Source organism: Roseateles asaccharophilus (genome assembly GCF_031458115.1).
Classification (GTDB): domain Bacteria; phylum Pseudomonadota; class Gammaproteobacteria; order Burkholderiales; family Burkholderiaceae_C; genus Pelomonas; species Pelomonas asaccharophilus_A.
The window spans coordinates 763,412-784,670 of sequence record NZ_JAVDXV010000002.1 but is presented as its reverse complement, the minus strand read 5'-3'; the positions used below and the strand labels follow the sequence as shown (position 1 = coordinate 784,670).

The 21,259-nt window shown below is 69.8% G+C and carries 16 protein-coding genes and 1 pseudogene; 7 read left to right on the top strand and 10 right to left on the bottom strand.

What is annotated here, in order from left to right; all coding sequences use genetic code 11:
• Window positions 1–169: 169 nt before the first annotated feature.
• The 4 genes from J2X21_RS08105 to J2X21_RS08090 form a co-directional block, all read right to left on the bottom strand.
• Window positions 170–1,825, bottom strand: coding sequence for a deoxyguanosinetriphosphate triphosphohydrolase family protein (locus J2X21_RS08105; RefSeq protein ID WP_310327041.1), 1,656 nt, complete (start codon window positions 1,823–1,825; stop codon window positions 170–172).
• A 52-nt stretch (window positions 1,826–1,877) separates the two neighbouring features.
• On the bottom strand, window positions 1,878–3,137 hold the full coding sequence (locus J2X21_RS08100; protein WP_310327039.1) for a glucuronyl esterase domain-containing protein: 1,260 nt from the start codon (window positions 3,135–3,137) through the stop codon (window positions 1,878–1,880).
• On the bottom strand, window positions 3,134–4,984 hold the full coding sequence (locus tag J2X21_RS08095) for a right-handed parallel beta-helix repeat-containing protein (protein ID WP_310327037.1): 1,851 nt from the start codon (window positions 4,982–4,984) through the stop codon (window positions 3,134–3,136). The genes J2X21_RS08100 and J2X21_RS08095 overlap by 4 nt, the downstream gene beginning before the upstream one ends.
• Before the next feature lie 94 nt (window positions 4,985–5,078).
• Entirely contained in the window at window positions 5,079–5,999 is a 921-nt protein-coding gene (locus J2X21_RS08090; RefSeq protein WP_310327036.1) for a family 43 glycosylhydrolase, read from the bottom strand.
• A gap of 137 nt (window positions 6,000–6,136) precedes the next feature.
• On the opposite strand from J2X21_RS08090, the gene J2X21_RS08085 reads away from it, so the two are divergent.
• Window positions 6,137–8,479, top strand: a complete 2,343-nt coding sequence (locus tag J2X21_RS08085; RefSeq protein ID WP_310327034.1) for a beta-galactosidase — start codon at window positions 6,137–6,139, stop codon at window positions 8,477–8,479.
• Here the strand turns inward: J2X21_RS08085 and J2X21_RS08080 are convergent.
• From J2X21_RS08080 to J2X21_RS08055, 6 genes are all read right to left on the bottom strand, one after another.
• Complete coding sequence (locus tag J2X21_RS08080; protein WP_310327031.1) at window positions 8,440–9,342, bottom strand: DMT family transporter; 903 nt, start codon at window positions 9,340–9,342, stop codon at window positions 8,440–8,442. The genes J2X21_RS08085 and J2X21_RS08080 overlap by 40 nt on opposite strands.
• A complete protein-coding gene (locus tag J2X21_RS08075) occupies window positions 9,339–9,827 on the bottom strand; it encodes a methylated-DNA--[protein]-cysteine S-methyltransferase (protein ID WP_310327028.1) in 489 nt (162 codons plus the stop codon). Before J2X21_RS08075 ends, J2X21_RS08080 begins: the two co-directional genes overlap by 4 nt.
• Window positions 9,824–11,272, bottom strand: a complete 1,449-nt coding sequence (locus J2X21_RS08070; protein WP_310327025.1) for an Ada metal-binding domain-containing protein — start codon at window positions 11,270–11,272, stop codon at window positions 9,824–9,826. Before J2X21_RS08070 ends, J2X21_RS08075 begins: the two co-directional genes overlap by 4 nt.
• Window positions 11,273–11,335: 63 nt before the next feature.
• Window positions 11,336–12,076, bottom strand: coding sequence for a substrate-binding periplasmic protein (locus J2X21_RS08065; protein ID WP_310327023.1), 741 nt, complete (start codon window positions 12,074–12,076; stop codon window positions 11,336–11,338).
• A gap of 48 nt (window positions 12,077–12,124) precedes the next feature.
• Window positions 12,125–12,871, bottom strand: a complete 747-nt coding sequence (locus J2X21_RS08060; RefSeq protein ID WP_310327020.1) for a LytR/AlgR family response regulator transcription factor — start codon at window positions 12,869–12,871, stop codon at window positions 12,125–12,127.
• 5 nt (window positions 12,872–12,876) lie between these two features.
• A complete protein-coding gene (locus tag J2X21_RS08055) occupies window positions 12,877–13,983 on the bottom strand; it encodes a sensor histidine kinase (protein ID WP_310327017.1) in 1,107 nt (368 codons plus the stop codon).
• Between the two features lie 134 nt (window positions 13,984–14,117).
• Here J2X21_RS08055 and J2X21_RS08050 point away from each other — a divergent pair, with 134 nt between their 5' ends.
• From J2X21_RS08050 to J2X21_RS08025, 6 genes and pseudogenes are all read left to right on the top strand, one after another.
• On the top strand, window positions 14,118–15,515 hold the full coding sequence (locus tag J2X21_RS08050; RefSeq protein WP_310327013.1) for a phosphomannomutase/phosphoglucomutase: 1,398 nt from the start codon (window positions 14,118–14,120) through the stop codon (window positions 15,513–15,515).
• A 49-nt stretch (window positions 15,516–15,564) separates the two neighbouring features.
• Complete coding sequence (locus J2X21_RS08045) at window positions 15,565–16,320, top strand: tetratricopeptide repeat protein (protein WP_310327012.1); 756 nt, start codon at window positions 15,565–15,567, stop codon at window positions 16,318–16,320.
• The gene (locus tag J2X21_RS08040; protein ID WP_310327009.1) at window positions 16,320–17,579 is read left to right on the top strand and encodes a 3-deoxy-D-manno-octulosonic acid transferase; all 1,260 of its coding nucleotides are present in this window, start codon (window positions 16,320–16,322) and stop codon (window positions 17,577–17,579) included. The genes J2X21_RS08045 and J2X21_RS08040 overlap by 1 nt, the downstream gene beginning before the upstream one ends.
• Window positions 17,576–20,581, top strand: coding sequence for a spermine/spermidine synthase domain-containing protein (locus J2X21_RS08035; RefSeq protein WP_310327006.1), 3,006 nt, complete (start codon window positions 17,576–17,578; stop codon window positions 20,579–20,581). The genes J2X21_RS08040 and J2X21_RS08035 overlap by 4 nt, the downstream gene beginning before the upstream one ends.
• Before the next feature lie 43 nt (window positions 20,582–20,624).
• A pseudogene (locus J2X21_RS08030) lies at window positions 20,625–21,086 on the top strand (PepSY domain-containing protein); the annotation flags it as partial.
• Complete coding sequence (locus tag J2X21_RS08025; RefSeq protein ID WP_310327004.1) at window positions 21,083–21,259, top strand: hypothetical protein; 177 nt, start codon at window positions 21,083–21,085, stop codon at window positions 21,257–21,259. The pseudogene J2X21_RS08030 and the gene J2X21_RS08025, both read left to right, overlap by 4 nt.

Genomic DNA, 21,259 nt, shown 5'->3' with positions numbered 1-21,259 from the left:
TCGCGGCTCAACGCCGCGAGCATCGCCGTCCCCTAGGGGGCTGAGCCAGGACACGGCGCGCCCAGTGGGCGCACCGTGCCTGGCGAGGCGCTGCGGCCTATGCCGCGGCGCGGTCCCAGACTGGGCTTGCCGGCGTTCAGCCGGCGCAAGACCGGGCGAGGGGCTCAGTTCACCGCCAATAGGTGTTGAACGTCGCAGACTGACCCGAGGTCAGCTGCGCATGCAGGCGCAGCGCCTCGGAGTCGGTCAGCGAGGACAGGTGGTCGGCCACCAGCCGGGCGGCCTCGCGGCGCTGGCTGCGGCCCTGCGCGCGGAACTGCTCGTGCATGCGGTCGGGCAGCAGCAGGCCGCGGATCTTGGGGTCGCGCTCCATCGCGTTGTCGAACAGCGTGTCGAACAGCTCGCCGAGGATCTTGCGGCTGCGGTAGTGGTACATCTTCAGCCGCCGCGAGTTGATGACGCGGTGGTAGTTGAAGGCCTTCAGGCACTCGATGCGCAGGCGGCTGCCGGGCTCGACGCTGACGCGCGAGAAATGCGGCGCGTCGGCGTCCGCAACCAGCGTGATGGCCGCGATGTGGCGCTCGATCAGCGCCTCCAGGAACTGGCGCCTGACCATGGGGTGGCGCGCGTGCATCACCGACTCCAGATAAGTGCGGGCGACGAAGATGTGGCGCGCGCGGTTGCCTTCGACGCTGTCGGTCTGGATCTGCGGATAGGCGTCGCCAAGGTCGAACAGGCTGGCGAACACCTGCGTCAGCGCGTCGACGATGCGGGTGTTGGCCCGGTGCATGTCACCCGCCAACGGCCCCAGGCAGGCGCGCACGCCCTCCTCGCTGCGTATGGCTTCCAGCAGGTCGTCGTCGGGTGCCACCAGGTCCAGCGGCGTGACGATGCCGGCCTCCAGCGTGTCCTCCAGGTCGTAGGCCGAGTAGGCGATGTCGTCGGCGATGTCCATGATCTGGCATTCCAGCGTGCGCCGCTGGGGGCTCAGCCCCAGGCCCAGCGCCTGCAGCGCATGGAGCACCGGCATCTCCTCCTCGTAGATGCCCTTGCCGGCCACGGCGCCGCGGCCGGCCTTGCGGCCCGTGGCGCCGAGCTGGTAGGGGTACTTCAGCACGGCGGCCAGCGTGCCGGCGGTCAGGTTCATGCCGCGCGGCCGCTCCTCGGCCTGCGCGATCGCGAACTCGGCAGCCGCGCGGTCCTCGATCAGGCCCAGCCGGCTTTCCAGGCTGGTCACGATGCGCAGCGTCTGCGCATTGCCCTCGAAGCCGCCGTAGTCGCGCATGCGCTCGTTCAGCACCTCCTCGCCCGAATGCCCGAACGGCGGATGGCCCAGGTCGTGCAGCAGGCTGGCGCAGGCGACGATGTCGTTGTTGATGCGATAGCCGCCCAGCGCCGCGCCGCTGCCGTGGTTCAGCGTGGAGGCGATGCGCGAGGCGATGTCGGCCACCTCCAGCGAGTGCGTGAGCCGCGTGCGGAAGACCTCGTTCTCGCCGGCCGGGATCAGCTGCGTCTTGCCCTGCAGGCGACGGAACGCGCTGGAGTGCACGATGCGCGCGTAATCCTTCGCGAAGGGGCTGATGCCACCCCAGCTCTGCTCGTGCGGCATGGCCAGCCGGCGGGCGTAGGCGGCTGGCTCGTGGCGCTGGGCTTGCGCATCGGCGGGTAGCTGCGGCTCGGGTGGCGGGCGCTGATCCTCGGCGTCCTTGAACGCGGACAAGGCCTGCGTCTTGCGGCGCACCTCGTGATGGACCGCCAGGCTCAGCAGGCGCTGGGGCGTGTAGGGGCGGCTGTTGGGGCGAGGTTTGCCGGGAGGCTTCGGCATGGAGGCAGGGACTGCTGGGGACGAGCCAAGCATAGTCCCAGCCGGGGCGCCCTCAATCGAGCGTGGGCGTTTTCCAGGGCAGCCAGCGGTCGCGATCCACGACGAATGTGCCGTCCGTGCGCAGCACGCGCGTGTCCACGCCCGTCACGCCCTTCAGGAAGCGGTCCACGAAGGCATTCACCTCCACCGCCTGCGCGGGCGGCAGCGCACAGTGGTTGTGGCCACCCTGCTGCGAGACGCCCATGCGGTCGGGTACGCCCAGCGCCGTGTAGATCTCGCGGGCGGCCAGCGCGGCCGTCCACGCGCTCTGGTTGCCCAGCCATTCCATGGAGGTGTTCTCGATGACCAGCAGGCCGCGCGGCGCCACCAGGCCCAGCACCTGGTGATGATCGAAAGGCAGCCGGGTGGCGCTGGCGCCGAACTGCGCGAAGCTGCTGCGGAACCAGACGTTCTCCTGCACGATCTGGCTCAGCGTCTGCACGTTCTGGCCGGCCGCCTTCTGAGCATCGGACACGCGCCAGGCGGCTGTCCCGCCGGAGCCGCTTTCCTGGACGATGGTCAGCGCGAGGCGCTCGTCCAGCGCGCCGGCCATCAATGCGCCCTTGCCGTTGCGGGAGCAGCCGGTCACGCCCAGCCGTGCTGCGTCGATGGCGGGCAGGCCGCCTTGCTCGATGGCGTCGATGAGCCGGCTCACGCCCCAGGCCCAGCCGACCATCGCCCCTGCGCCTTCGCTCTGCGGATGCAGCGTGAAGAACTTGCCCTGGTTGCGCGAGCCACCACCCTGCTGGGCCGCGATGTCGTCGTTGGGGAGGTTGATGAGCGCCACGCCGCGCTGCAGCAGCTCGGCGTTGTTCAGCGACGAGCGGCCGATGGCGATCAGCGCGGGATACGGCGGCGCGCCCACGCTGGGCAACTGCACGGTGGCGACAAAGCTGATCTGGCGAGCGCCGTCTTTCACCGTGACGGTCAGCGACGTGCCGTCGCGGGTGGCGCTGACGCTGCCGGCAACCGGCGCGGGCTTCTCGCCCAACTCATAGGCCTGCAGCTGGCGGCTGACCTCGCGGCGCTTGCAGGGCCAGTCGGCCTTGCGGGTGACGCCGCGGAAGGGGTCCGGCAGCGCGGCCGTGAGCGCCAGGTCGGCGTGGGCCGGCAGCGGCTGGTCGGTGCAGCCCGTCGCGCCGTCCTCGGGGCGAGTCTGCGATGTGGAAGGCTGGGGCGTCTCGGCCACGGCGGCCGTCGTGCCGCCGCCCCCGCCAAAGGCGGCCGTGGCTGCGCAGACGAGCAGCGCCGCGCCGCGCAGGCCGGGCTTCATCGCGCGGCCGGCAGCGCGCCCGGCAGGTGCGTGGCGGGCCAGCCCAGCAGCTTGCGCAGGTCGGCCGGCACGGGCACGGGCTGCACGCCGTCGGGCACATGGGACAGCTCGAAGCGGCGCAGCTCGGGGCTGCTGAACACGGCGCCCTGATGGCCGGCGAAGGAGCGGCCCCTGGCCTCAAGGCCGGGCTGGGCCTGGCGGAAGTCGTCCAGGCTGGCGTAGGTCGTTTGACAGGTTGCGCCCGCCGCACCCGGGACGGGCGCCCAGCTGACCAGCGGCTGGCCAGCCCCTGTTCCAGCGGCGCGGATGTAGACGTTGCCGTCCACGCGTGTGGTCATGGGCGCTGTAACCTTGCCGCAGATCAGCGGCGGCTGCTCGAAGCGCAGCAGCGGGCCCTTCACGTTCGCGTCGGCCACCAGCAGGTTGTTCTCGAAGACGTGGCCCACGCGCTCGTTGACGTCAGGCCCGGTCTGCGGGTGCCAGCCGAAATGGTCGCCCTGCGCGCTGCGCTCGGTTCGGTCGATGAGCACCGGCGAGTTGACGAAGGTGTTGTGCTGGATGCGCGCGCCGGCCGCGTTCAGGATGCGCAGGCTCTGCTGGTTGTTGACGAACACGTTGCCGGCCACCGTGATGCCCTTGCTGATCTCGAAGAACAGCCCGGCCATCGTGCCTTCGACGTAGTTGTTGACGAACACGCCGTCGATGTTGCCCACGTCGTACCAGACGCCGTTGGAGTACGGCTGCTCGACGACGAGGTTGTCGCGCACCGTCACGCGGTAGGACTGGTTGAAGATCTTGACCGCCGACGGGTAGTAGCCGGTCAGGCGCTCGACGTTGTTGCGCCGGATGATGTTGCGCTCCAGCAGCACGTCCGACGAACCGATGACGTAGATGCCCTCGGTGCTGGTGTCGCTGACCAGCGAGTTGCGGATGACCAGCTTGTCGCCGCGGAAGTAGCCGGCCACGCGCGAGCAGTGGCTGATGGTGACGTTCTCCAGCAGCGTGCCCACCACCTCCTTGCCGTGCGCCGATTCGGGCGACGGGCCGATGGGGTCGTCGGTGGGTTCCTCGGACACCGGCGTCGCGGGCTTCTTGCCCTCGATGTCGATGGCGCGGTAGGCGTACTGCGTGAACGTGATGCCGCGGATCTGCGGGCCCTTGCGGTCCGACGCCTTGCCGTGCACCTCGCGCGACGGGCGATGCAGCGCGACGTCGTGCGCGGTAATCTCCACCGTTTTGCCCGACGGGTTCACGCCGATGTAGACGTGGCCTTTGGCGTAGTCGATGTAGTAGCTCTTGGCGTTCAGCTCACCCGCCCAGCCGGCCGACTGCAGCGCCTCGCCGTCGATGAACACCATGTCGTTGTTGAAGCGGTGCAGCGGCGTGACCATGCCCTCGCGCTCGGCGCGCCACCAGCCCAGCGGCTGGGCCGGGAACAGCGTCTTCCACGTCGTGCGCCAGACGTTGTTGGGCAGCATCTGCCACTCCGTGGCGACGCGCGTTCCCTTCAGCACCGGCACCTCGTCGAGATAGGGCTGCATCGTGATGCCCTGGTTCAACTGCAGGCCGCCGGTGCGGTAGGTGCCACCGCGCATGACGATGGCGTCGCCAGTGACGACGCGGCTGATGGCGGCCTCGATGCTGGTGGGCTGCTCCAGCGACTTGCCCGCCGCGTCGGCCTTGCCGTCGGGCGCCACGAAGTAGACGTTGGCGGCTTTCGGCACCGCATAGCGCTGCGGCACGGGGCCATACGGGCCGCCCGAGGGCTGCGCCCAGGCGATGGAAGCGGCCAGCAGGCCGAGGGTGCCGACACAGCGGCGCAGGGTGTGAACCAGAACGGAAGGCATGCAGTCTCCAAACGATATTCGTCGCGACGGTAGCGCTACCAATCGCTGCAGGCCGGACGCTATCACGGTTGCTGCCCCTTTGCAGCCTGGTGCTTCAGCGCGGCGTGTGAGGCACCTGCCGGATGCTGCCATCCGCCTGGTACGTCAGCGGCGCGACCGCGATGGAGCGGCGCTGGCTGCCGCCGCCGGGCAGCAGGTTGTCGTGGAAGAACAGCCAGGTCTTGCCCTCGTGCTCGACGATGGCCTGGTGGTTGGTGGAGATCTTCAGGTAGTCCAGCACGACGCCACGGTCCGTGAACGGGCCCAGCGGCGAACTGCCTGTGGCGTAGCGGATCTGGCCCGGCCAGCCGGTCGAGTAGGTGAAGTAGTAGACCCCGCCCCGCTCGTGCAGGAAGGGCGCCTCGCCGTAGGTGCGCTTGGCCTCCTTGCTGAGGCCGGCGATCTGCAGGTCGAGGATGGGGCCGTCCAGTGTCTTCATGTCCGCCTTGAGCTTGACGACCTTGGGCACGCGGGTGCCGAAGTACAGATAGGCCTGGCCGTCCTTGTCGATGAACACGGCCGGGTCTATGGGCTCGTCGCCGGCGTTGGCATCGCGCGCCTTGTCGACCAGCGCGTCGCTGCGCGCATCGACGAAGCCGCCGTCCGGCCGGTTCGACACGGCCACGCCGATCTTGTCGCCACCCACCGGCGCATAGAAGAAATACCTGTCATGGCGAAACGCCGCTTCCGGCGCCCAGGCCTTGGCGTCGGGCCGCGCCCACTTGAAGACGGACACGTCCAGCGGCACGCCGGCGTCGGTCCAGGTCTTCAGATCGGGCGATGTGTAGAGCCGCCAGCTGGTCGAGTCCCAGTACTTGCCGGAGTTGGATGCATCGTCGGTGGCGTAGACATGGAACCTGCCCTTGAACACATGCGGTGACGGGTCGGCGGCAAAGCGCTGCGAGATGGGCTGCACGTCTTGCGCGGTGGCGCTCAGAGCCGCGCAGGCCAGCACGAGTGAAAGAAGCTGTCGCATGAAGTGAGCCGATATCGCGGAAGGTGCCGCAGCATAGGAAGCTCGACCCGCCGGCCGCGCGCCGCGGCGCGATCAATCACGATGATGAGCGCGCGGCCCGCCGTACCGCGAAGCCCGGTCACTAGCATGGCCGTCCCATGAGCCGCCCCCTCCCCCGCCGCCAGGTCCTCCAAGGCGTTGCCGCCACGCTGTTGCCTTTCAGCGCTGCGCAGGCCGCGGCCCCCTCACCTCGTTTCAGCATAGGCCCGCAGGACTTCCTGCTCGACGGCCAACCGCTGCAGATCCGCTGCGGCGAGATGCACTTCGCCCGCGTGCCGCGCGCCTACTGGCGGCACCGGCTGCTGGCCATCAAGGCGATGGGGCTGAACACCGTCTGCGCCTACCTGTTCTGGAACTTCCATGAATGGCGCGAGGGGCGCTACGACTGGGCGGCGCAGCGCGATGCCGCCGCGTTCTGCCAGCTGGCGCAGGAGCTGGGCCTGTGGGTCATCCTGCGCCCCGGCCCCTATGCCTGCGCCGAATGGGAGATGGGCGGCCTGCCCTGGTGGCTGTTGAAGCATGACGGCGACGCCTTCCTGCGCACGCGCTCGCCCGCCTTCGTGGAACCCGCGCGACGCTGGATGCGCGAGGTGGGCCGCGTGTTGGCGCCGCAGCAGATCACGCGGGGCGGCCCCATCCTGATGGTGCAGGTGGAGAACGAGTACGGCTTCTTCGGCGACGACCTGGCCTACATGCGCGAGATGCGCCAGGCGCTGCTGGACGGCGGCTTCGACGTGCCGCTGTTCCAGTGCAACCCGACCAACGCGGTTGCTAAGACCCACATCCCCGAGCTGCTGTCGGTGGCCAACTTCGGCAGCGACCCCAAGCGCGGTTTCGATGCGCTGAAGGCTGTGCAGCAGGGCCCGCTGATGTGCGGTGAGTACTACTCCGGCTGGTTCGACACCTGGGGCACGCCACACCGCAAGGGCGACGCGAGCAAGGCCGTCGCCGACATCGCGTGGATGCTGAAGGCCGGCGGCTCATTCAGCCTCTACATGGCGCACGGCGGCACGAGCTTCGGCCTGTGGGGCGGCTGCGACCGGCCCTTCCGCCCCGACACCAGCAGCTACGACTACGACGCGCCCATCAGCGAGGCCGGCTGGACCGGCGACAAGTTCGCCGCCTACCGCGACGGCATGCGCCCCTTCCTGCCGGCGGGCGAGACGCTGCCGCCGCCTCCGCCGCGCAACCCCGTCATCACCATCCCCGCCTTCACGCTGAAGGAGGCCGCGCCGGTGCGGGACAACCTGCCGCCGCGCGTGATGCGCGACGTGTCGCCGCGCCCCATCGAGGCCTACGACATCAGCCGCGGCATCGTCGTCTACCGCACCGTGCTGCCGGCCGGCCCCGCCGGCGTGCTGGAAGCGGCAAAGGTGCGCGACCTGGCCTGGGTGCATGTGGACGGCCAGGAAATGGGCACGTTCGACACCCGCCACCGCCGCTACCGCGTCAAGCTGCCGGCGCGCACGAAACCGCTCACCGTCGAGATCCTGCTCTACACCATCGCCCGCGTGAATTTCGGCGTGGAGCTGCACGACCGCAAGGGCCTGCACGGCCCGGTGACCTTCACGCCGGAGGGCGGCGCGGCCACGCCCGTGGAGCACTGGGACATCCGCGCCATCGACTTCGATGCCGACGCCGCGCTGCCAGCGCTGAATTTCCGCCCCGGCCGGCCCAAAGGCGCAGCGTTCTGGCGCGGCACGTTCACGCTCGCGACCACGGGCGACAGCTTCCTCGACATGTCCCCCTGGGGCCAGGGCATCGTCTGGATCAACGGCCAGTGCCTGGGCCGCTACTGGAGCATTGGTCCGACGCAGACCATGTACCTGCCCGCGCCGTGGCTGCGCCAAGGCCGCAACGACATCGTCGTGCTGGACCTGACCGGCCCGCAGCGCGCCGAGATCGCCGGCCTCGCGGCGCCCATCCTCGACCGCCTGCAACCCGAGCGCGACCTGCCCCGCCCCGCCAGCCGCGCGCGGCCACGGCTGGATGACGTCAAGCCCTTGCTGGACGGCGAATTCGCAGCCGGCGGCGCCACGCAGCTGCTGCGCTTCGCCGCACCGGCCGCGGGCCGCTACTTCGCGCTGGAAGTGCCTGAGCAGGACATCGCCGCGGTCGCCGAGATCGCGCTGCTGGATGCCTCGGACAAGCCGCTGAACCAGTCCAACTGGACCATCGCCTACGTCAGCAGCGAGGAGCGGCTGCGCGAGGACGGCTCGGCGCTGAACGCGATCAACGGCCAGAACTCCGACTGCTGGATCAGCGCCCACAGCGCCCAGCCGGCCGCGCCGCCGCACCGGCTCATCATCGACCTGGGTCGGCGCGTCGAAGCCACGGCGCTGCGCTACACGCCGCGCCAGGGGCCGGACGGCGTGCCCGGCCGCATCCGCCGCTACCGCGCCTACCTGGGCGACGCCTTGGTGGAGGAAGCCGGCGCCTGAACCAGCCCCAACGCCAGCGCGATGCCCACCAGCACGATGGCACCACCCATCACCATCTGCATCGTCACGGCCTCCTGCAGGAACACCGCGCCCCACAGGATGGCGAACAACGGGATCAGGAAGGTCACCGACACGGCGTTGGTGGGCCCCACCCGGCTCATCAGCCGGAAGTACATGATGTAGGCCAGCGCCGTGCACAGCAGCGCCAGCGCCAGCGCGCTGCCCCAGGCGGTGCTACCGGGCATGGTGGTGGGCCACAACCACGCGGCCGGCAGCGCCAGCAGCAGCGCCGCGGCGGCCTGGCTGCCCGTGGCCACGGCCAAGGGGGCCACGCCGGCGAGGTAGCGCTTGGTCGCGTTCGCCGCGATGCCGTAGCACAGCGTGGCCGTCGCGCAGGCCAGCACGGCCCACAGGCCGGAGTGGTCGCCGTCGGGCTTGAAGCTGGCCTTGTCCCAGGCCAGGAAGGCCACGCCGGCGAAGCCGATGACCAGCCCCAGCACGCGCAGCTTCGTCAGCCCCTGGCGCAGCCAGACGAAGGCGACGACGGCCGTCCACAACGGCGTCGTCGCGTTGACGATGCTGGACAGGCCTGCCGTCACGTACAGCGCCGCGAATGAGAACAGCGCGAACGGGATGGCGCTGTTCAGCGCACCCACCAGCAGCATGGCCTTCCAGTGCGTGCGCAGGTCGGCGAGCTGGCCGCGTGTGGCGAGCAAGGGCAGCAGGAATACGGTCGCCAACCCGACGCGCACGAAGGCCAGCGCGATGGGCCCGAACTCATGCGCGCCCAGCCGCATGAACAAAAAGGACGCGCCCCACAGCGCCGCGAGCAGCACCAGCTCGCCGATGTCAAAAGCCTTCATGCCGCCGTGCCCTCCAGCTTCAGCAAGGCCTGCTTGCGCTCCAGGCCGCCGGCATAGCCTGTCAGCGAACCGTCAGCGCCGACGACGCGGTGGCAGGGAATGAGCACGGAGATGGGGTTGCGCCCCACCGCCGCGCCCAGCGCTCGCGCAGCCTGCGCGCGGCCCAGGCGTTCGGCCAGGTGGCCGTAGGTATCGGGCGCGCCGGGCGGGATGTCCAGCAGTGCCTGCCAGACCTCGCGCTGAAAGGCCGTGCCGGCCGGATCCAGCGGCGGCAGCGTGAAGGGCTTGCCGTTGAAATAGGCCGTCAGCGCCGAGGCAGTGGCAGCCAGCACCGGGTCGCGGCCATCGTCCTCGGGCACGCCCAGCGCGCCGGGGTGGTGTTTCTGATCGTCGAACCACAGGCCCGACAGGCCCGCGGCGCTGCGCGCGGCCGTCAGCGGTCCCAGCGGCGTGGGAATGCGGCGTTGCAGGATGTGGTGGCTCATGAATGTCTCCAGAGATGCAGGACTGCGTAGCTGCGGAACGGGCGGTAGCGTTCGGCGGCTTCGAGATAGACCTTGGGCGAGACGGGCGTGCCGCCGGCGCTGAGCGCCTTGCGCAGCACGACGTCGCCGGGCGGGAAGGCGTCGGGCCAGCTCCAGCCGCGCATCAGCATGTAGCTGGCGGTCCAGGGGCCGATGCCGGGGATATCGCACAGCTCTTCGGCGGCGGCCTCGGGCGAGCCCTCGCGGCGCGCGAACGCCAGCCTGGGCCAGGCTTGGGCCAGCGCGATGAGGCTGTCCGCGCGGCGGCCGATGATGCCCAGCGACGCGATGTCGTCGCGCGTCGCCGCAGCGATGCGCTCGGGCGTGGGGAACAGCCGTGCGCAACCTGCGGGCGCATCGTCCAGCACCTCACCGAAGCGCTCGACGAAACGGCCCGCCAGCGTGCGTGCCGCGGCCACGGTGACCTGCTGGCCCAGCACGGCCCGCACGGTCAGCTCGAAGCGGTCCAGGCAGCCCGGCAGCCGCTGCCCCGGCACGCTGCCCTCGCCCAACGTGGTGGCGATGGCGGCGGGATCGGCATCCAGGTCCAGCCAGCGGCGCAGCCGCGGCAGCAGCGAGCCGACGGCCGGCCACAGCGTGGGCGACAGTTCCACGGCGACCTCGCCCGGCTTGTCGAATGTGACGCGCAGCCATCCCGCATGGCGCAGCCCCGCGTGCGTCAGCGCCATGCTGCGCGTGATGCCGGCGGCGTCCACCACCTCCACGCCAGCCACCGCGCGCGGCGCCAGGAAGGCCAGCACGCCGGCCACGTCATACGGCTCGCGGTAGCTCAGCCGCAACCGCGATAGCGTCGCCCTGCCCCCACCCTCCTTGCGCAACGCGGTGGGCTGCAGCCGGTAATGCTCGACGAAGGCCGCGTTGAAGCGGCGCAGGCTGGCGAAGCCCGCCGCGAACGCAACCTCGTGGACCGGCAGCGTGCTGTCGGTCAGCAAGGCCTTGGCCAGCAGCAGCCGGCGCGTCTGCAGGTATTGCAGCGGCGACACGCCGTGCTCGGCCTGGAAGATGCGACGCAGATGGCGACTCGTGATGCCCAGGTGTTTCGCCAAATCCTCGACGCTGGCCTCTGCGTCGTCGCAGGCGTCCAGCCACGCGGCGGCCTGGGCGGCCAAGGTGCGCGACGCGTCCATCGTCGTCCACGGCAGCGGGCGCGGTGCCAGCTCTGGCCGGCACTTCATGCAGGGGCGAAAGCGCTCGGCCTCGGCCTGGGCGGCGGTAGAGAAGAAGCGGCAGTTCTCGCGCCGCGGCAGGCGAACGCGGCAGACGGGGCGGCAGTAGATGCCGGTGGACGTGACGCCGACGTAGAGCCGCCCGTCGAAACGCGCGTCGTGCGCCTGCAGGGCGGCGTAGGCGGCGTCGGGGGGCAGCAGGGTCTCGGGCGACAACATGCAGCCAGTCTAGGCCGGGCTGCTGCCAGGTTCTGGCAGTTTTCGGACATGCCCCTTGGGGCATCAATCCGGGACGACGGCCTCGGGATGGGCTTTGCGGAGCTGGGCCACGACGCCGGCCTCGACGAGCTGCTGGTAGGCGGCGCGCACGCGCTGGGCCGCGGCCTCGCTCATGGCCATGCTGGCGGCGGTGTAGAAGTCGTGGCCCTTGTCCAGCGTCGTGATACGCAGGCCTTCGCCGCCGCTGGTGTCCGTGGACCGCAGCACCGATTCCGGGCCGATGACGGCATCGACGATGCCGCGGTTGAGCAGCGTCAGCAACTCGGCATAGTCCTTGCCCTCCACCACGATCTGGGCTCCGGCCGACTCCAGCATGGCACGACTGGTGGACGCCCTCAGTGAGCCGACGCGGTAGGCCTTCAGCTCGTTGACGGTCGTCGGCACCGCGCCCGACGTGACGCGCGTGAAGACGCCGAACCGAAAGCGGCCCACGGGGTACAGCCAGCGAAAGCGCGCTTCCCGATCCGGCGAGCGGGTGACGACCAGTGCGGCCTGCGCCTGGCCCGTCTCCAGCATGCGAAACGCCCGCGCGAAGGGGTAGCACTGCAGATCGGGCGCCATGCCCGCCTGTTTCATGACACGCTGGTACAGCGTGAAGGCATAACCTTCCAACCCCTTGGGGCCTTGCCACAGATAGGGGGGCACGTCATGGCAGACCCAGACCGGCTTCGTCGCTCGCGCAAGCCCCGACGCGCCTCCAAGCAGGCTGGCCAGGGTGAGCGGCAAGGTGCGGCGGGACAGCATGGTCAAGGCGTCGGGTCTGCCGCCCGACTCTAACCTCGCCGAGAGCCCCTACATGGCTTTGAACAAATGCACATAGGCGCGGCTGACGGGCAGCTCGCGGGCTTGCCCCTTCACGCGCACGAACAGCCGGCTCTGCTCGTCGCGGCGGGTGCCGGCCAAGTGGTCCAGGTTGATGATGGTGGAGCGGTGCACCTGCCAGAAGCGGTCGGGGTCCAGCTGGCTGGCCAGCTCGACGATGGGCGTGCGGATCAGGTGCTCGGCCGTGGCCGTCTGCACGATGGTGTACTTGTCGTCGGCGTAGAAGAACAGCACCTCGTCGACGGCCACCTGGTGCATCAGCTCGCCCTGGGCCGCGCGCACATAGCGCAGCCGGGCCGGCGCGGCGGCGGCTTGCGGCAGCAGGCGCTTCAGCGTCTCGGCCAGCGCGCCATCCGGGCTCGCCGCGCTCTGGCGCAGGCGCTCAACGCAGCCCGCCAGGCGCTCGGCCTTCAGCGGCTTCAGCAGGTAGTCGACGGCACGTGCCTCGAAGGCGTCCACGGCGTACTGGTCATAGGCCGTCACGAAGACGACGCGCGTCGCGCCCTCGATGCCTTGCGCCACCTCCAGGCCGGTCAGGCCGGGCATCTGGATGTCCAGGAAGGCGATGTCGGGCTGCAGCTGGGCGATGGCCTCCGCCGCCTCGATGCCGTTGCAGGCGATTTTCAGGATCTGCAGTTCGGGCCAGGCCTGGGCCAGTTGGGCCTTCAGGTACTGGGCCAGATGAGGTTCGTCGTCGGCGATCAGTGCGGTGGGCATGGGATTCAGGCGGTGATGGGAAGGATGAGTCGGGCGCGGGTGCCGCCGCCTTCGCGGGGCTGCAGTTCCAGTTGAGCCTTGGTGCCCCAGCGGGCTTCCAGCCGGGCGCGGATGTTGCCTAAGGCGACGCCGTTGCCGGGCCGCCGGCGCGGCGCGTCCAGCCCGTGGCCGTCGTCCTCGACGTCGATGGCCAGCCGGCCGGCCTCGCGGCTGGCCGTGATGGTGACCTGCCCACCGTCGATGCGGGGCTCCAGCCCGTGGTGGATGGCGTTCTCGACCAGCGGCTGGATCAGCAGCGGCGGCAGTTGCACCTCGGCCAGTTCGGCGGGCAGCACCAGCCGCACCCGCAGCCGCTCGCCCATGCGCAGCTGCATCAGGTCCAGGTAGGCCTCCAGCATCGCGAACTCGTGCGCCAGCGTCGTCTGCTCGCCGCGCATCTGGCCCAGGCTGCTGCGCAGGTAGTCGGTGAAGCGCTCCAGCATCACCTTGGCCCGGTCCGGGTCGAAGTCGATCAGGCTCTGCACGTTGGCCAGCGTGTTGAACAGGAAGTGCGGCTCGATCTGGCCCTGCAGCAGCCGCAGCTGCGCCTCGGTGGCCTGCTGACTGGCCTGGAAGGCACGCGCCTTGGCGCCGAAGTAGATGTGCATCAGCCAGGTGATGCACAGCGACGTGGCCAGCGAGCTGAGCACGACGATGCGCCCGCGCGCACCGGCAAACCAGCTGATGTCCACGCCCGACAACACCAGCCCCAGCGGCCAGCCGATGACGACGCCCACCATGGGCACGCCTGCGAAATAGACGGTGCGCTGCCAGCCCTCCCAGCCACGCATGCGCTCGGGCGTGGCAAACACCTTGCCCAGCACCAGGTACAGCAGGTGGATGCACAAGCCTATGGTCAGCGAGACGACCAGGTTGCGACCGAACCAGACCAGGGTTTCGGCCAGCCCCCAACGCGCGCCCAGCCAGCTCAGGGCCGTGAGCGCCACCGCGATGCCCAGGCAGAACAGCAGCGTCCACACCCACTGCAGCCAGTAGGGGCCCACCGGCTCGTCGGTCTGGTAGTGGATCCAAGAGCGCCAGGAGGCGCGCAGCATGGCAGGGGTCAGCGACATGGGCGGGAGTGTAGGAAGCAAGGGCGGCATGACCCTTGCAGGAGTGACGAATCGACAGCGGAAGCGATGAATGGCGACCTTTGGGGGTGCCTACAATCCGCCGCGATTTCAAACGCAGCTTCCAGAGGGAATCCATGCAGGTCCACGCATCCATCTTCAAGGCCTACGACATCCGTGGCGTCGTCGGAACGACGCTCAACGAGGAACTGGCCGAGCACCTGGGCCGCGCCTTCGGCACCGAAGCCAAGGCACTGGGCGAGAAGGCCGTGGCCGTGGGCCGCGACGGCCGCCTGTCGGGCCCAGGCCTGGTCGCCGCGCTGATCCGCGGCCTGCAGAGCACCGGCCTGGACGTCGTCGACATCGGCGCCGTGACGACGCCCATGCTGTATTACGTGGCCGCCACGCGCGGCAAGCATGGCTGCAACTCCGGCATCATGGTCACGGGCAGCCACAACCCCAAGGACTACAACGGCTTCAAGATGGTGCTCAAGGGCGCTGCCGTTTACGGCGAGCAGATCCAGGGCCTGAAAAAGCGCATCGAGGCCGGGGACTACGCCACCGGCAAGGGCCGCGTGGGCCAGATGGACATCGTGCCCGAGTACGCCGCCCGCATCGTCAAGGATTGCAAGCTGGCCCGGCCGATGAAGATCGTCGTGGACAGCGGCAACGGCATCCCCGGTGCCTCCGCTCCCGCCATCCTGCGTGCGCTGGGCTGCGAGGTCGTCGACATCTTCTCCAAGGTGGACGGCGACTTCCCCAACCACCATCCCGATCCCTCGCGCCCCGAGAACCTGGAAGACCTGAAGAAGATCGTCCACGCGACCGACGCCGAGCTGGGCCTGGCCTTCGACGGCGACGGCGACCGTCTGGGCATCGTGACCAAGGACGGCGAGATGATCATGCCGGACCGCCAGATCATGCTGCTGGCCGCCGACATCCTGAAGCGCAAGCCCGGCGCCGAGATCATCTTCGACGTGAAGTGCACGCAGCGCCTGGCGCCGTGGATCAAGGAACACGGCGGCAAGCCGCTGATGTGGATGACGGGCCACTCGCTGGCCAAGGCCAAGCTGAAGGAAACCGGCGCGCCGATGGCCGGCGAACTGTCGGGCCACATCTTCTTCAACGAGCGCTGGTACGGCTTCGACGATGCGATGTACACGGCCGGCCGCATGCTGGAGATCCTGAGCCGCGATGCCGACCCCAGCGCCACGCTGCAGGGTCTGCCCAACAGCTTCAACACGCCCGAGATCAACGTGCCCTGCGCCGAAGGCGAGCATCACGAAGTCGTCAAGAAGCTGAAGGAGCTGGTGACGCCGGCCGACCTGCCCGGCGTGCAGGAGATCATCACCATCGACGGCATGCGCTTCGAGTACGCGGACGGCTTCGGCCTGATCCGCCCGTCCAACACGACGCCGGTGCTGGTGCTGCGCTTCGAAGGCCACACGCCCGAGGCGCTGGAACGCATCCAGCACGACGTGCTGGAGCAACTGAAGCGCGTGAAGCCGGACGCGAAGTTCGCCGCCGGCCATTGAGGGACTGAGCGGCCGCAGAGCCGCCGACCAACTTATCAGGGAGAACGACATGCCATTGATCGGAGGCCTGCACATCCTGATCGCGCTGCTCTGCGCGGTCCATGTCGTGCGAAGCGGCCAGCAGCTGTACTGGCTCTTCATCCTCTTCATGTTCCCGCTGCTGGGCAGCGCGGTGTACTTCTTCGCCGTCTACCTGCCCAATTCGCGGCTGGAGCGCGGCGCGTTCAAGGCGGTCTCGAATGCCGCGCGGGCCATGGACCCGGGCCGCGACGTGCGCGAGGCCCGCGCGGCCTTCGACGTGTCGCCGTCGGCCCAGAACCAGATGCGTCTGGCCGCTGCGCTGCTGGATGCCGGCGAGGCGCAGGAGGCGTCGCAGCGCTACGAAAGCGCCCTCACCGGCCCGTTCGCCAACGACCCCGACCTGCGCTTCGGCGCCGCCCGCGCGTTCGTGGAATGCCAGCGTTTCGACGCGGCGCTGAGCCATCTGCAGGTGTTGAAGGCCGAGCGCCCCGACTACCGGCCCGACCAGGTGCTGCTGCTGTTGGCGCGCTGCTGCGCCGGCACCGGCCGCCAGGCCGAGGCCCGCGAGCATTTCGAGGCCGCGCTGCGCCAGTTCGGCAGCTTCGAGGCGCATGCCGAATACTCGATCTGGGCGCTGGCTTCGGGCGACGCCGCCACGGCCGCCCGCCTGCAGTCCGAGATCGACCGCCAGGTGAAGCAGTGGAACCCCGTCAGCCGCCAGCTCAACGAACCGGTCATGCGCCGGCTGAAGGCCGCGCATGAACTGGCGCGCAAGGGTGGCTGATGCCTGAGGGCCTGGCACTGGCCCTGTACACGGCCGCATTGCGGCTGCTGACTCCGTTCTATCTGCTGCGGCTGTGGCGACGCGGCTCCAAGGAGGCGCTGTACCGGCATGCTCCGTCCGAGCGCCTCGGCTTCTTCCGCGGCGCGACCGAGCCCGGCCGGCTGTGGATACACGCCGTGTCTCTGGGCGAGACGCGTGCGGCCAGTGCGCTGATCACGGCACTGCGCGAGCGCGAGCCGGGGCTGCGCATCCTGCTGACCCACTCCACCGCGACCGGGCGCGAAGCCGGCGAGCCCCTGCTGCAGGCAGGCGATGCGCAAACCTGGCTGCCCTACGACACGCCCGGAGCCGTGCGCCGCTTCCTGCGCCACTGGCAGCCGCGGCTGGGTGTGCTGATGGAAACCGAGGTCTGGCCCACGCTGCAGCGCGAGGCCGAGCGCGCCGGCGTGAAGATGGTGCTGGCCAATGCCCGCTTGTCGGAGAAGAGTCTGCGGCAGGGACAGCGCTTCGCCGCGCTGCTGAAACCCGCCGCGCGCCGCATGGCGCTGGCGCTGGCGCAGACCGAAAGCGATGCCCGGCGCATCCGCGCGATGGGCACGGCCCGCGTGGAGGTTGCGGGCAATCTGAAATACGACATCGCCGTGGACGCTGCGCTGGTGGCGCGTGGCCAGGCCTGGGCGGCGCAGCTGGGGCGCCCGGTGCTGATGCTGGCCGTCAGCCGCGAGGGCGAGGAGGCGGCGCTGCTGGCCGAATGGAGCAAGCGGCCGGCTCCACGCCCGCTGCTGGCCATCGTGCCGCGCCACCCGCAGCGCTTCGACGAAGTGGCCGGCCTGGTGGAGGCCGCCGGCCTGACGCTGGCGCGCCGCAGCCGCGTGGAGCAGCCGCCGGCCGACGTCGACGTGCTGCTGGGCGACTCCATGCGCGAGATGCCGCTGTACTACGGCCTGGCGAGCGTCGCGCTGCTGGGCGGCAGCTTCGAGCCGCTGGGCGGCCAGAACCTCATCGAGGCCGCGGCCTGCGGCTGCCCCGTGCTGGCCGGGCCGCACACCTTCAACTTTGCAGAGGCGACCGAGCTGGCGCTGGCCGCCGGCGCGGCGCAGCGCTGTGACGGCCTTGCTGACGCCGTGGCGCGTGGGTTGACCCTGTGCGCCGATGCGGCTGCGCGTGACACGATGCGGCAGTCTGCCCTCGCCTTCTCCGCCGCGCACCGTGGCGCTGCCGCCCGCATGGCGGCCACCCTGCTGAACCTGAGACCATGAACCGTATCGCCGCCACCCGCTGGGCACTGCAACTGTTGTTCGTGCTCTCCGGGTGCGCGGCGCTCATCTACCAGTCCATCTGGTCGCACTATCTGGGCCTGACGCTGGGCCATGCGGCCTATGCGCAAACGCTGGTCTTGATGATGTTCATGGGCGGCATGGCGCTGGGGGCCTGGCTGATCAGCCGCGTCACGCAGCGGCTGCGCCGACCGGTGGCCGTGTACGCCGGCGCCGAGGCGCTGATCGGTGTGCTGGGGCTGGTGTTCCACGGCGTGTTCGTTGCCTACAGCGAGTACAGCCAGACGACCGTGCTGCCGGCGCTGGCCAGCGCCAACGCAGCCACGGCCTGGCAGTGGGCCAGCGCGGCTGCGCTGATCGCGCCGCAGACGGTGCTGCTGGGCGCCACCTTCCCGCTGATCGCCGTGGGCGTGCTGCGGCTGGACGGCAGCCAGCAGGGCAAGACGCTGGGCGGCCTGTACTTCACGAATGGCCTGGGTGCCGCCTTGGGCGCATTGATCGCAACCTTCGTGCTGCTGCCCGCCCTGGGCATGCCGGGCGCGCTGGACGTGGCGGGCTGGCTCAACCTGCTCGTTGCGGCCGCCAGCATGGCGCTGAGCTGGCTGTTGCGCGAAGGAGCCGGTGAGACCACGGCCGCTGCCGAGCCGGCGGGCGGCACCGAAGGCAGCGCGGGGCGGCTGCTGCCGGCGCTGCTGGCCGCCACCTTCCTGTCCAGCGCGGCGTCGTTCGCCTACGAGCTGGGCTGGGTGCGCATGCTGAACCAGGCGCTGGGGTCCAGCCTGCACAGCTTCGAGCTGATGCTGGCGTCATTCATCTTCGGCCTGGCACTGGGCGGCCTCTGGGTGCGGCGCGTGGGCGACCGCATCGCGGACCTGGTGCGCTATGCCGGCTTCGTGCAGGTGCTGATGGGCTTGTGCGCCATGCTGTCGGTGGCGCTGCTGGGCAACGCCTACCACTGGGTGCCCACCATCCTGCAGGCGCTGGGCCGCACCGATGCGGGTTACGCGCTCTACAACATCGCGACCGCCGGCGTGGCCATGCTCATCATGGCGCCGGCGGCCTTCTTCGCCGGCATGACGCTGCCGCTGTTCACCGCCGCGCTGCTGCGCCGCGGCGCCGGTGAGCGGGCCGTGGGCCAGGTCTATGCGGCCAACACGCTGGGCGCCATCCTCGGCGTGCTGCTGGCGGCGCATGTGCTGATGCCGATGCTGGGCGTGGGCATGACGCTGCTGCTGGCCGGCGCTGTCGACCTGCTCATCGGTCTGGTAATGCTGCGCGGCCTCAGTCCGGGGCGCTGGGCGCCTGGCGTCGTCGTTGCGACCGGATTGGGCAGCGTCATGATGGGCGTCATGCTGCAGTGGGGCATGCCTGACCGGTTGCTCCAATCCTCAGGCGTGTTCCGCTACGGCAAGTCCGACATGACAGGGCGTGAACTTCTGTTCTACCGCGACGGCGCCACGGCCAGCATCGCGGTTGTCAGCCAACCGGGTGCCACCGTGATCTCGACCAACGGCAAACCCGATGCGGGCTTGGCCCCGTCTACCGAGGCCGCGGGCACCGATGAGATCACGATGTTGATGCTGGGCGCCCTGCCACTGGCCGTGCACCCGCAACCGCAGGAGGTCGCCGTCGTAGGCTGGGGTTCCGGCCTCAGCACGCACACTTTGCTGGGCTCGGATCTGCCCAAGCGGGTAGACAGCATCGAGATCGAAGAAGCCATGTGGGAAGGCGCCAAGCTGTTCGGTGAGCGCAACCTGCGTGCCTACCAGGACCCACGTTCCCATGTGCATTTCGAGGATGCGCGGGAGTTCTTCGCGCGCGGCCAGCGTCGCTACGACGTGGTGGTGTCGGAGCCCTCCAACCCCTGGGTCAGCGGCGTGGCCAGCCTGTTCACGCACGAGTTCTATCGCGGCGTGAAGCGCAGCCTGAAGCCCGGCGGCATGCTGGTGCAGTGGGTGCACAGCTACGAGATCTCGGATGCGCTGTTGACCGAGATGATTGCTGCGCTGATGCAAGAGTTCCCCGATAGCGAGATCTACGCGTCCAATTACGCAGACCTCATCGTGCTGGCACCACTGGACCGCGTGGGCAGCCCCGGTGACGCGCCTTGGCGCTCGTCGGAGTTGGTGGCTGAATTGCGCCGTGTGGGCCTGCTCACGCCGACAGACATGGCCGTGCGCCGCATCGGCGGGCCTGCCGTGCTGCGCAGCTACGTGCGCATGCAAGGCGCCAAGCCTCATTCGGACTTCTTCCCGACCGTCTCTCTGCAGGCGCCCAAGCAGCGCTTCAGCGGTGCCCATGCCGACCTGCTTCAGCGCCTGGCCAGCAGTGGTCTGCCGATACTGCCGGTGCTGGATTGCCGCCGAATCTGGCCTGCGACGGAGCAGATCCAGCATGTCGCTGGGCAGCCAATGCTGCACGCGCGCCAGCAGGCGATCTGGGCCGCCGAACGCTTCAGCGGACGCGGGGCGGGCCAGGCCCGGGGTGAAGGCCACAGCCTGCTTGCCGACGCGCTGAAACTGCAGCAACAGCCAACGACACCGCTGGACGCTGAGGCATTGATGCTCTACGCGGCCAATCTGGCGCAGGGCGTGCTGGCCCACCTTCCGGCCGCCGATCAACAGATGTTCTGGGACACCGCGACCTGGCGCAAAGCCCATCCCGCGATGCCCTCGGGCGCACTGGAGTTGCTCGCCCTCTACGAAGCGACGGCACGCCGGGACTGGGCGGCGGCGGAGAAGGCAGCCGACCGCATCCTGGCTGGGCAAGTGGCGCCCTCGCCTCAAGGCGTCAAGGAGCAGGTGCTGGTGCTGTCCATGTTGGCTGGCCTCGCCCAAGGCCAGCCCCAGGCCGTCCGGCAGCGGGAGGCGCGCTGGGGCCGCAACGTGCCCGGCGGCGCACAGGCGGAGATCCGCCGTTTCCTGAGCGCCTGGGAGGCTGGAGGCGAGCGGACCTGCCTGGCACCAAGCTCCAGCGGGCGCTAACCTCTAACGCGTCAGTTTCTTGCTGCCCGCAATGGGTTGCTAAGGCCAGCCGCCGGTGGCGCTGGCCGAGCGCACGTCGGTGCAGACATCGATGGAGGCCGCGAAACAGGCGGTGCCGGACGGCAAGCTGTCCTTCATCGCCTTCCCCGGCACGGCGTTCTCCAGCCCGCACCACCACACCTTCTTCCTGCGCGGCAACGAGCCGTTGACCTCGCGTCTGGTGCAACCGGTGCTGGTGGATGCCAAGACGGCCGCCGTCACCGCCAAGCCCGAGCTGCCCTGGTATTTGACGGCGCTGCTGGTGTCGCAGCCGCTGCACTTCGGCGATTACGGTGGCCTGCCCATGCAGATGATCTGGGCACTGCTGGACATCGCGTCCATCATCGTGCTGGGCAGCGGGCTCTACCTGTGGCTGCGCAAGGGCCCGCCGGCGCCGAATGCCGTTGCGGACGATGAGGAATCGGCAGCGGCCCAACCGGCGCTGGCCCGTGAGGGTGCACGATGAGCACGGACCGCAAGGGCGGCATGTGGACGCTGCCCATCGCGCTGGGCGTGGCCAGCGGCATCGGGCTGGTGGTGGGCCTGTTCAGCGACGGTGGCTTCGGCGACCTGGCCGGAAACGTGCTGCTGGCGCTGCCGGTGGCCGCCTGCGCCTGGTGGGGCTGGCTGAAACGCTGA